This is a genomic window from Verrucomicrobiota bacterium, assembly GCA_019247695.1.
Classification (GTDB): Bacteria; Verrucomicrobiota; Verrucomicrobiia; order Chthoniobacterales; family JAFAMB01; genus JAFBAP01.
Map to the genome: position 1 here is coordinate 1 of JAFBAP010000138.1, position 11,612 is coordinate 11,612.

Sequence of the window (11,612 nt, forward strand, 5' to 3'; positions counted from 1 at the left end):
CCGGAGCGGCGGTTGGCGGTAGCCGGGAACTTTAGTGCCGAGTCCTCTCGCCGCCGCTCCGGGGCAAAGACGGCGTACTTCTTGCCAAGTGCCGAATGCAGGGTCGGGTGCCAAGTAACCCCCTCTTCCCGCCGTGGTCGCCGTGGCCCGCCGTGTTCGCCGTGTGAACCTCTGTCGTTGTGCCCGCCACACCCGCTGTGCCCGCCGTGCGACCGTGTGACCGACGCCCGGCATCTGTTTTCCAACTTGAAATTCGTAAGGCGCCGCCTGAGCCTTGCGCCGACCTATGTCGATCCAAGCTAGCCTCGAAGAATCGATACGCGCCATCCGGATGATCACCGGCTTGGAGGCCGAAGTGCAACGTGCGGCTGACCGGTTGCGGACCGCTCTGTTGAGCGGCCATAAGGTTCTGACCTGCGGCAACGGCGGCAGCGCCGCCGACAGCTCCCATCTTGCCACGGAGATCGCGTGCAGGTTCATTCAGGATCGCCGTCCGTTTCCGGCGATCAGCCTGAGCGCGGAAGGCGGGTTATTAACGGCAACCGGAAACGATTATTCGTTTGACGAAGTGTTCGCCCGCCAGGTGATGGCCTACGGGCGGCCCGGCGACGTACTGGTAGCCCTCTCCACCAGCGGGCGGTCTCCGAACGTGGTACGGGCGTTGGAACAGGCGCGAGCCCAGGGGGTCTCAAGTATCGTCCTCCTGGGGCGCGACGGGGGTCGCTGCCGTGGCCTGGGTGAGATCGAACTCCTGGTTCCGCACGACACGACCGCCAGAATCCAGGAAGCGCACAAAGTGATCATTCACCTTCTCTGCGAACTCATCGAACCCGACCTTCAGAAAGCGAGTTAACCCGCTGACGGCATGGGCTCGGGCAAACCTGCCGGAATCGCTCCCGGACACTGCGTTGTGACCGTCACCCGTGATTCCGATTTGCCGCGGTGAATGCCGGAGCGCAGGCATGCCGGGCCTGCATCCCGGGAATGCGGTCAATCCAAGCATGAGCGTTTTGAGTACCCTCCTGACCGTGATGAGCCTGGTATTCGGGGCTTTCATCGGCTCGTTCCTTGGCTGCGTAGTTTACCGGTTGCCGCGCGGCATCTCGCTGGTCCGGCCCGCGCGCTCCTTTTGTCCCGGCTGCCGGCGAACGATTCCCTGGTACCGGAATGTCCCGGTGTTCGGATGGCTGTTTCTGCGCGGCCGCTGTCCGGACTGCGGGGCAAGGATCAGCTTGCGGTACCCGTTGATCGAGGGAGCGACGGCGGTGCTTTTCTGGCTGGCGGCGGCAACGTTTCCACCGGCGCAAGCCGTGGTTTTCTGGCTGTTTTTTGCGCTCCTGCTGGCTGCGGCCTTTATCGATGTCGAACACCTGATCATCCCGGATCGTTTGACGTTTCCGGGAACGGCGCTCGGCATTGCGTGCAGCGCCCTGGTACCGGCCCTGCATGGGGCCGCGACCTGGACCGGAGGCATCACGGCGGCGCTGGCCGGCGCGGCGGTCGGATACGGTATCCTGTATGCAATCAGCTATTTCGGTAAGCTCGCGTTCGGCAGGTTCAACGTGATCTCGCCCGAACCGATCGAGTTCCGGTTCCAGACGTCTGCCGAGGGCGGCCGTGAGTTCGTGTTTGCCGAAGAAGTGTGCCCGTGGGACGAGCTGTTCTTCCGGAAAAAGGACCGGATTCGGATCGAGGCGCTGACCCTTGTCATAAACCAGTCGCCGAGCGATGCCCGGGAGGTGGTGGTCACGCGGGATTCGCTGGCCGTCGGTGGCCGCACGATCCCGCTTTCGGAGATAACCGATTTTGCCGGCACCACGAAAAAGGCCCAGTTTCCGCGCGAAGCAATGGGGCTTGGGGACGTGAAACTCATGGCGGTAATCGGCGCATTCCTCGGGTGGCCCGGCGTGGTCTTCAGCATTGCCGCGGCATCCCTGCTCGGCACCATGATCGGCGCCTCTTTACTGTTGCTGCGCCGGTCCCGGAACACCCAGATTCCTTTCGGGCCATACCTCGCGCTTGGGGCAATCACCTGGAGCCTGACCGGCCCGCGAATCGCAGGCTGGTACCTGATGCTGGTGACGGGTAACGGGTAACGGGTAACGGGTAACGGGTAGCGGGTAGCGGGTAGCGGTCACACCACGGTCACAGCGGGGAAGGATCACACGGCGCCGCGGCGGAACACGGCGACCACGGCGACCACGGCGGGAAGAGGAAAAGGTTCGGAGTTCGGGGTTCGGGGTTCGGAGCGGCAGAGAATGCCACAAATGACACCGGGTGTCGGGTAAAAGAGACGCTATGCCCGTCGTGTGACCGTGTGCCCCTGATCTGTGTAATCTGCGTAATCTGTGGATGTATCTCTCTTTTCTGCGTGCCTCTGCGTGTTCTGCGGATAATTCCGTCTTTTCGCCGTGGTCGCCGTGTTCCGCCGTGGCGCCGTGTGATCCTCCTCACCGTGGCCGCCGTGTGAGCAGCTCGCGCGCGTGTTCCAGGGCGAGCTTCGATCTTCCGCCGAGCATGCGGGCGATTTCCTGGATGCGCTCCTCCCCCGTCACCGGCCGCAGCGTGGTGCGGGTGCGCCCGTCGATGATGTCCTTGCTCACGCAGAAGTGGGTGGCGGCGGCGGACGCAACCTGGGGCATGTGGGTGATGGCCAGCACCTGGCGCGATTCGGCAATGGCGCGCATTTTCGCGCCGACCGCGTTGGCAACTTCGCCACCGACGTTGGCGTCAATTTCATCGAAAACCAGAAGCCCGATGAGGTCTTCAGCCGCCAACGCCGTTTTGATTGCCAGCATCACCCGGGAAATCTCGCCGCTCGACGCGATGGCCCGCAACGGCTTGGGCGCTTCCCCGGGATTCGGCGCAAAGAGGAACTCGACCATGTCAAAGCCGTAGGGAGCAAGTTCCTCCGGCGTTTCGAGGTGCACTTCGAAGTGCGACTGTTTGAAGCCTAGTTCGGTCAGGTGACGCTGAACGGTAGGGGCGAGCTTCGCCGCGGCGGCGCGCCGTCTTTCAGACAACTGCTTGGCCCAGAGGATTGCTTTCTGGCGCTGAGCCGCCAGTTTTACCTCCAATTCCTGCCGGATCTCGTCCCGCCGGTCGAAACGTGCTAGCCTGCCGCCGAGCTCTTCGCGCAGGCCGATGAGATCGTCCTCGTTGCCGTGGTACTTGCGCTGCAGCGACTGGAGCAGGTTCAGCCGCGACTCCATTTCGTGGAGCGCTTCCGGGTCAATCTCGACGCGCCTTTGATAATCCGACACCGCCCGTTCGAGCTCCTCGATTTCGACGGCAGCCGCCTCGTACTGGTTCACAAAGGGTGCGGTCGCCGGATCGAGCCGTTCCAGTTCACGGAGCTGCCGTGCGATCTCGCCCAGCCGGTTCAAAATCGAATCGTCGGCCTGGCTCAACCCTTCACTGACGGCGGCCGTGAGCTCCAGGATGCGGCGGGCGTTTGCCGCGACGTTGTAGCGGTTCTGCAGTTCGGCAAGTTCGCCGGCGCGCAGTTCGGCAATGGTAAGTTCCTGGTGCTGGAACCGCCACAGGGCCAGGTTCTGGTCGGAAGTTTCGCTCGCCAGCGTCTCGAGCTCTTCCCGCAACCGGGTGAACTCGGAAAATTCCGCGCCGAACCGCTGCAAAAGCTCATCGGCATCCGCGTAAGCGTCAATGATCGCGCGCTGCTGGTCGCGGGAGAAGAGCGACTGGTGATCGTGCGGGCCATGGAGATCAACGAGGCCCGCCCCGACTTCACGCAGGTTGGCGAGGGTCGTCTGGCTGCCGTTGATGAACTGGCGGTTGGTTCCGCTGCCGGTAAACACCCGCTTGAGCAGCAACTGTCCCTCTTCGCAGGGCTCAATTCCGTGCTCTTCCAAGAAGAGGTTGAGCTTCGAGGTGTCGCCGAGGTCAAAGGTCGCCTCGACCGAACACTGGTCGGCCCCGGTCCGGATCAGGGATTTGTCCGCGCGTTCACCCAGCACCAGGGTAAGCGCGCCGAGGATGATGGACTTGCCCGCGCCCGTCTCGCCGGTCACGACGTTGAAGCCTGGTTTAACGCTCCAGTCCAGTGACTCAACGAGGGCGAGATGGCGAATCCGGAGTGATCGCAGCGTTGCGGGCACAGGTTGCTTATGTAAAGGTGGCGCGGTCCTTTTTCAATAAATGCTGGCGATCACCTTTCTGGGCACGGGTACCTCGGTTGGAGTTCCGGTGATCCTTTGCGGCTGCCCGGTTTGCACGTCTTCCGACCCACGCGACCAGCGTTACCGGTCGTCGATTTACGTCGACACCGGCGAGGCCGCCTGGGTGGTCGACACGGGCGCGGAGTTTCGGATTCAGGCGATCCGGGCGCGGCTACGCCGGGTCGATGCCACGCTTTACACGCACTCGCATGCCGATCATGTGATGGGATTTGACGACCTGCGGCGGTTCAGCGTCGAGAACGGCAATTGCATGCCTGTGTACGCCGCCAGGGAGACCCTCTCGGAACTGCAGCGCGTTTTCTACTACGCGTTCAGCGGCGAAGCGCGTTTCCCCGGGTATGTCCACCCTGAGGCGAGGCTGATCAACGGCCCGTTCCGGCTTGGCGAGACCGAAATCGTCCCGGTCCGGCTCGAACACGGCCGGGCGCACGTGATCGGGTTCGTTTTCCGGCAGGGATCGCGCTCCCTGGCAGCGTACCTCAGCGATTGTAAAAGGGTATTTGAGCCGGATCTGGAATTGCTGGCCGGGGTCGACACCTTGATTCTGGGCACCCCGTGTTTCAAATCGCTTCCTACCCACATGAATCTGGCTGAGGGCCTGGCGTTTTCGAAGGTCGTGGGGCCCCGTGCAACGTGGTTGACTCACCTCAGCCATGACTTTTTGCATGCTGCGGTGGAGAAAGAGTTGCCGGACAACGTTCAACTCGCTTACGACGGGCTGCGCCTGGAATTGGGGTGAGATGACGCTGGTCCTGCTGCGCCGGCTGCTGCTTTCAGCCCTGGCGCTGGGCGCCGCCCTGCCCCAGGCGGCTGATGCCGATGAGTCCCTCGCAAAGGCCGTGGTCGTCGTCTACAACGAAACGGCTCCGGAAAGTAAACGGTTGGCAGAGTATTATGCCCGGCGTCGCGGGATCGACCCGTCGCACCTTGTCGGGTTGGCCTGCTCGCAAGACGAGGAGATTGACCGGGACGCTTACGACCAGCAGCTTGCCGAACCCCTGCGCCGTACCTTCGAGCGGAATCACTGGTGGGAAGTAAGGACCGGCGCGGATGGCCAGAAACAGGTTACGGCAAACTCGATCCGCTTCGTCGCGCTGATCCGCGGGATCCCGCTGAAAATTCGTTTCAGGGCGATTTACCCCGGTGATCATCCGGACCCTGACACCCCGTACGGCATGAAGAACGAGGCGGCGGTGGATTCCGAACTCGCCGGTCTGGGCCTTTTCAGCCGTCAGATTTCCGGTCTGCTCAGGAATCCTTATTTTCGCAGCTTCAAACCGATCACGGACCCTGAAACCGACCCGGGCCTGATGCTGGTGGCGCGCCTTGATGGCCCCGCCCCGGCCGATGTCACCCGGATGATCGATGACGCGATCGCAGCCGAGAAAAACGGGTTGTGGGGCTGGACGGTGATTGATGAGCGCGCGATCCAGGACCCGGCCTACAAACCGGGGGACGACTGGCTGGAAGGGATCGTCGAGGAAGCCGGACGGCTCGGGCACCCGGTGCTGGTTGACCGGCAGCCGGGACTGATTCCCTCAGGGTTCCCCCTCAACAACGTGGTTTTATACTTCGGCTGGTACTCCGGACAAGCGGATGGCGCGCTGGCCGATCCGGGTTTCCGGTTTCAGCCGGGAGCGATTGCCGTGCACATTCATTCCTTCAGCGGCGCCAGCGTGCAAACCGCCGATCGTTTCTGGGTCGGCCCCCTGTTACGGCACGGCGCCGCTGCGACCACCGGCAACGTTTATGAACCTTTCCTGGGGCTGACGCCGGTGCTGGACATTCTTTATGATCGGCTCATCAACGGCATGACGTTCGCCGAGAGCGTGTATGCCTCGCTGGTGGGCATCTCCTGGATGACCACCGTGGACGGCGATCCGCTTTACCGGCCGTTTGCTGAGAATGCCACCGCATCCGGCGCACGCAGCAATAACCCTTGGCAACTTTACCAGAGCCTCGTGCTCCGGACCCAGGGCCAGCCGGATCGCCTGGCCGGGCTGCTCCTTCAGCAGGGTCCCAAAGAGCCGCTTAGTTATGAATTTGCCGGCCTGATTCTGGAGCGCGCCCGTCAGGACGACGAGGCGCTGCAGGCCTTTCTCAAGGCGCGACGGTCCGGGCGGAGCCGGGACGACCGGCTCCGGGCATTGCTGGAGGCGCTGAGTCTCCTGCGCAGGCAGGGCCGGACGGAAGAGGCGACCCGGCTGATCCGGCGCGAAGGGAACGAGTTCCGGGACGAACCGTCGCGGCATTTGCTCGAGACGTACGGGATGTGAGTGCCGGGGCACACGGTCACCCGGTCACACGGCGGGCACAGCGGGGTTGGCGGGCACGACGTAAGAGTTCACACGGCGAACACGGCGAACCACGGCGACCACGGCGGGAAGAGGAAAGCGTTCGGAGCTCGGGGTTCGGAGTTCGGAGTGGCATCGTGGGGTGGGTGCGAGTGTCAGCCTTAGAGTTGCCGCCGGGTCCTCTTAATCTGTGTCAATCTGTGTAATCTGTGGATGTTTCCTCTTTTCTGCGTCCTTCTGCGTTGTTCTGCGGAGGATTCTGTCTTCCCACCATGCTCCGCCGGACGATTGGAGCCGATGGTACGACGTCTCCGAACCCCGAACTCTTTCCCCCTCTTCCCGCCGTGTTCGCCGTGGCTCGCCGTGTTCGCCGTGTGAACTCTTACGTCGTGCCCGCCGAACCCCGAACTCCGAACTCCGAACTCCGAACCCCGAACTCTTTGCCCCTCTTCCCGCCGTGTTCGCCGTGGCTCGCCGTGTTCGCCGTGTGAACTCTTACGTCGTGCCCGCCGAACTCCGAACTCGCCCCCCGACACATTTAAACACAAATATATTTCAAGTTGTTATATAATCTGTTAGACAAGGGTTATGCGCGCCCACCAGGAGCACATCCCGCTCTACTTGCAACACGTTCAGGCCGGCGGTGATCGTTCCATCCGCGAGACGGATTCAAAAATGGGTACGGACGACCTGAGTCATCGCTGGTCCGAACTTGAGTGGCAAACGTTATGGTACGCCGGCGCTTGCGGAAAAACGTTCCGGGCCGTCAGCGGGGCGCTCATCGAGGTGCTCCAGTTTGGACGTTGGAATCATGAGGCCGGTCCGGATTTCGTCGACGCGGTCGTCCGTGTGGACGGAAACCCGGAACCGTTATGCGGCGACATCGAGTTGGACATGAGCGCTCCGGACTGGGAGCGCCATGGCCACGCCACCAACGACCGTTTCAACCGGGTTATCCTTCACGTTTTTCTGACCCGCCCCGGAGTTACCTTTTTCACCCGCACGGCTGATCACCGCGAAGTGCTTCAGGTGCACCTCCAGCGAGATCTCCCCATCGAACGGCTGACGTTGCCGGTTGCACGGGTTGCGCGCGTCAAGGCCGGGGCTTGCAGCGGGCCGATGCAGGGCCTGACGCCGGAAGAAGCGGACGGCGTGCTGGAAACCGCCGCTCAGGTCCGATTGGATCAAAAAGTTCAACTCCTCCAACGGGCCATCAAGGTGCACGGGTTCGAACAGGCGCTCTTCCAGCACGTGGCCATGGCCTTGGGCTACAAAGAAAACAAGCTGCCGTTCCTGCTGCTCACTCAGCGTGCGCCGCTCTCCATGCTGCGAGCCCAACTCGAATCAGCGGAGGCAGTGCTCTTTGGCCTCTCGGGTTTCTTGGAAAAGGCGTCCTTACCGGATTCCGCAGCAGAAACGGCTTCCGTTTACCTGAAGGCGCTGTGGTCAGCGTGGTGGCCGCGACGCGGCGAGTTGCATCACCTTGTCCTGCCGCTTGACCGGTGGCATCTCAGCTCTACCCGTCCGTCCAACCATCCCCAGCGCCGGTTGGCTGCGCTCGCGAGCCTCGTCCGGCGGTGGCCGGAACTTCAGAGTTTACCCCCCGACCTGAAACTGATCCGGCACTTTTTTGCCGGTTTGTCTCACCCGTTCTGGGATCACCATTATACCCTGGCTTCCGCCCCTTCCCCGCAGCCCGTGCGTCTGATCGGCTCGGCACGGGTTAATGACCTGCTTGCCAACGTTTTCGTCCCGCTGCTCTGGGTCGCCGGGCACCTTGACTGGAACGCCGTACGGCAGCTCCCGGCCGAACTCGATAATTCGCGGCTCCGCGCCATGCGCCAGCGTTTGTTCGGCGATACACCGGCCGCCGCCCAGGAGCCCAGGTACCTTTACCAGCAACAAGGTCTGCTCCAATTGGCGGACGACTTCTGCGCGGCCAACCAGCACGATTGCTCGCGCTGCAGGTTGCCCGCCTATCTCGCGGCCAGGCAATGCCAGGAGCGGAAAAACGCCGCGAAGGCCACGAATGAAGGGGGATCATCCGCAGAACACGCAGACAACGCAGAATAGAGGCCCATGGAATAGACTTTTCTTTTGGTGACATTCCGCTAGGGTTTACGCCTGGAAAGGCGTTTCCCTCCCGGCCCGTTGGGCCTGAGACCGATTCAGCCATCTATGGAGCAGCCTCCGGTGCCGACGCCCCCTGAGCCGGCATTCTACCCAGATAACTACTGTCTGAATGGTATTACGCGTCCCTCGATGGTCTGTTTCTCCTCCGAGCCATCGATAAACGCCCTTTTGGTCAATAGCAAAACCGTCAGTTCGGCCGTAGCGTGACAACTGTAACTCAAGAGACAGGGGTGACCCGCTCGTGGTAATTTCCAAAAGCATGATCCACGCTTATTTTTTCTTTTCGGCCGGACGCGGACGCACGGCGGCGGGATTCAGCCGCTGCGCACGACGCGCCGACCCGGCAGACGGAAGCGCCACGGCCGCCCTCCAAACCAATGATTAAGGCAACTTCCGGGCTGGACTCTCGGGTCCTCGGCTACACCACGCTGCGGCTGGCCGTGGGCATGACGATGCTGGTTCACGGCGCCGAACGGTTCGGCCACGTGTCCCAATTCGCCGACGGGCTTGTCAAGACGTTCGCCAACACCTGGCTGCCGCGTCCTGCGGTGCTGGGCTTCGCCTATGTGACGCCGCCGGTCGAACTGGCCATCGGTTTGATGGTACTGCCAGGACTGTTCACGCAGCTGGGACTGTTGTGCGGCGGCTTGTGGATGGTGGCGCTGATCTTCGGGAGCACGCTCATCGAGCAATACCAGGCGGTGGGCGTCCAGCTCGTTTACGCGCTGATCTTTTGGGTGCTGCTCCATTTTCTGGAGGCGAACCTGCTTTCTGTGGACCAGTGGCTGGCTGCACTCAGGCGCCGGTCGCAACGGCGTTAAAGGTCCATTTACAGGCCGAAATACGCGCTGCTCTACTCTCAACCACCCTTCCAGAACACGGAACCACAATAGGGGAGGCGGATCACGGGCCGGCCATTGCGTCAGCACAAAAAGCGTCTTGCCGTAGGGTAGCTATTTAACCTGTCAAGCAACCGGTAACTCTTCCCCTGAAGAGAGCGTCAACACGGATTCGATCAACGGCAGGTAAGCAGAGTTATTCAACCGTGATCGGTAGCTCTGCCGGTATGTGCCGGCGTTTAATTCCTGCTTGAGCCAAGCTGCTTCCTCCAGTAACACATGCAGGTTGTGCGTGGCGCGATTGCAAAAGCCGCGAATGCCGTTCTCTTGCAAACCCGCCAGGGGATTACGGAGGCATGCAGGACATTGGCAAGCGCCGAGCGTCGCTCGTTCCTCGTCGGTGGGAACACGGCCGCGCCACTTTCCGAAGTCGCCAACCATGCGGTCACCGCTGCCGGGGAGCTGGACAATGCCGCGTGCCGCACGATTCCGCCACCCACTGGAATCCACTGAGTTAACGCCAAGCAAGGCTGCAAGATGCAGGGTCGCGGTACCACCAATACCGAAAACGTGGATTTGCTTGGCCGGAAACTCTCGGCGCACCTGTTGCAAACTGGCGAGGATCTCAGCATACGGGAGCGCCTTGGGGCTACGCAGAAGATTCGGGACCAAGCCACCCAACGCGAGCCGATCTTTGGCCGCAAGCTTGGAGTGGCTTTGGACGGCGGCGATGTATTCTGCCAAAAAGGATGATATGTGGATCACCGGAACAAAGCCATCGTGTTGATAGGCGCGATTGATCCGCATCGTCTGCTCAAAGCAGGCTTCCTGGTCGCAGCGCGGCATTCTTGGCGTCGGGATAGCGTCGAAACGCACCGGATACCAGTCCGGCCTGGCTCGGCGCACAAAATCGCCGTAAGCGCGAGACTCCCCGGTGCCGCCCTGTCGAAGAAAATGGAAGGCACCATTGTCAAGATAAACCTGCACGTCTGCAGGCGTACCGAGAAAGGCATGTACGCCGTGTCGCATGGCTGCCCGGCGCTGGACGGCGTTCCGGTGAAAGTCTGCGTAGGAAACCATTACCCCCCGCAGGTCCGGCAAATAGAAACGCGACCGTGCATCCCAGACGCGCGGCTCGAGATTTCGGAGACTTAGCCCAGCGACGACGAGCATTGTCAAGGCTTCCCTGATCTGGCAGCTTTCACCACCTCGTCCGCGGCTGTTTTCATCTGGTCCAACGCCACGAAAGCATCCTCCTCCTCACGCTCGCCACGTGACGCTGGCGGTTTTACCTTCACGAGCACGGGAAACGAGATGAATTCCCCGGTCAAGATGGCCTCCCCTTTATCAAGGTTTGTCAGCATCCGTACGTCATCCTCACCCAGGCTTTCCACCACACGCCGCACGAAGTTCTGGTCTGCTGGATTGATCATTTTCATGATCACGTAGGAGTTGCACATGGAGAGCGCCGTCTCATCCAAACGGTTCGGACGTTGGCTGATCATCAGCAGACCTACCTGAAACTTGCGGCCTTCCTGTGCGATCTGGCGTGTGACCGCAATGGCCCGCTCTTCTGCTGCAGTCGTTGCTTTACCCGGGGCAAAGTTGTGCGCCTCCTCCAGCACCAACAGCACCGGGAGCTTTAGATTGTCACTGACACGCGCTCCAAATATCGCGTCTGCGATGAGGCTGTAGATGGTTGCCTGGAAGTCTCCGGTGTAACCGGCCAGTGCGATCACGCTGACCCGACCATACTTGACAAGCTCAGTCTTATCTGTCGGCAATGGCTGCGCGTTTGTGGTCGCAATTTTGCGGTTAGTTTGCTCCATTCTTCTGAGGACACTCGCAGTCCTGTAGGTGCGCCATTTGATGGCCTCTAACGTGCGTAGCTGGGGTTGAGAGTAATCAGACAGACCGGCCCAGCACCATGCCTCAAGTCGCTGTGCATCCCCCGGATTCGCGTCGCGTGCGGACGCGTGACCCGCTTCTGCGAGATTCGCAAGAAGCCACATGTCCGGCCGCACACCGTACTTCCTAAGATCATCTCGATCGAGTCGATTGGCGAGCCAAGCAACGCGTTCGTGCATCTCGCCTTTGTCTGCTGTATAGAAGTCCTTGGCAGCATTACAGAGGTCGCCAAAGATGAG

9 protein-coding genes are annotated in these 11,612 nt (G+C 61.6%); 6 read left to right on the forward strand and 3 right to left on the reverse strand.

The window, feature by feature from the left end; translation table 11 throughout:
• The first annotated feature begins 286 nt into the window (after positions 1 to 286).
• Both JO015_16030 and JO015_16035 read left to right on the forward strand, forming a co-directional pair.
• A complete protein-coding gene (locus tag JO015_16030) occupies positions 287 to 853 on the forward strand; it encodes an SIS domain-containing protein (protein ID MBW0000607.1) in 567 nt (188 codons plus the stop codon).
• Positions 854 to 1,001: 148 nt separating this feature from the next.
• Entirely contained in the window at positions 1,002 to 2,096 is a 1,095-nt protein-coding gene (locus tag JO015_16035) for a prepilin peptidase (GenBank protein ID MBW0000608.1), read from the forward strand.
• Positions 2,097 to 2,450: 354 nt separating this feature from the next.
• Here JO015_16035 and recN read toward each other — a convergent pair whose 3' ends face one another.
• The gene (recN, locus tag JO015_16040; GenBank protein ID MBW0000609.1) at positions 2,451 to 4,118 is read right to left on the reverse strand and encodes a DNA repair protein RecN; all 1,668 of its coding nucleotides are present in this window, start codon (positions 4,116 to 4,118) and stop codon (positions 2,451 to 2,453) included.
• A gap of 40 nt (positions 4,119 to 4,158) precedes the next feature.
• On the opposite strand from recN, the gene JO015_16045 reads away from it, so the two are divergent.
• The 4 genes from JO015_16045 to JO015_16060 all read left to right on the forward strand — a co-directional run bounded on the left by JO015_16045 (position 4,159) and on the right by JO015_16060 (position 9,447).
• The gene (locus tag JO015_16045; GenBank protein MBW0000610.1) at positions 4,159 to 4,938 is read left to right on the forward strand and encodes an MBL fold metallo-hydrolase; all 780 of its coding nucleotides are present in this window, start codon (positions 4,159 to 4,161) and stop codon (positions 4,936 to 4,938) included.
• A complete protein-coding gene (locus tag JO015_16050) occupies positions 4,865 to 6,475 on the forward strand; it encodes a TIGR03790 family protein (GenBank protein ID MBW0000611.1) in 1,611 nt (536 codons plus the stop codon). The genes JO015_16045 and JO015_16050 overlap by 74 nt, the downstream gene beginning before the upstream one ends.
• A gap of 606 nt (positions 6,476 to 7,081) precedes the next feature.
• Positions 7,082 to 8,566 (forward strand): DUF2851 family protein, encoded by a 1,485-nt coding sequence (locus JO015_16055; GenBank protein ID MBW0000612.1) that lies wholly within the window; start codon positions 7,082 to 7,084, stop codon positions 8,564 to 8,566.
• A gap of 437 nt (positions 8,567 to 9,003) precedes the next feature.
• On the forward strand, positions 9,004 to 9,447 hold the full coding sequence (locus tag JO015_16060) for a DoxX family membrane protein (GenBank protein ID MBW0000613.1): 444 nt from the start codon (positions 9,004 to 9,006) through the stop codon (positions 9,445 to 9,447).
• Positions 9,448 to 9,591: 144 nt separating this feature from the next.
• On the opposite strand, the gene JO015_16065 is transcribed toward JO015_16060, so the two are convergent.
• Positions 9,592 to 10,638: a hypothetical protein gene (locus tag JO015_16065; protein MBW0000614.1), complete on the reverse strand. Its 1,047-nt coding sequence runs from the start codon at positions 10,636 to 10,638 to the stop codon at positions 9,592 to 9,594.
• 2 nt (positions 10,639 to 10,640) lie between these two features.
• Positions 10,641 to 11,612: ATP-binding protein (locus JO015_16070; protein MBW0000615.1), on the reverse strand; the 972-nt coding region annotated here is incomplete at its 5' end.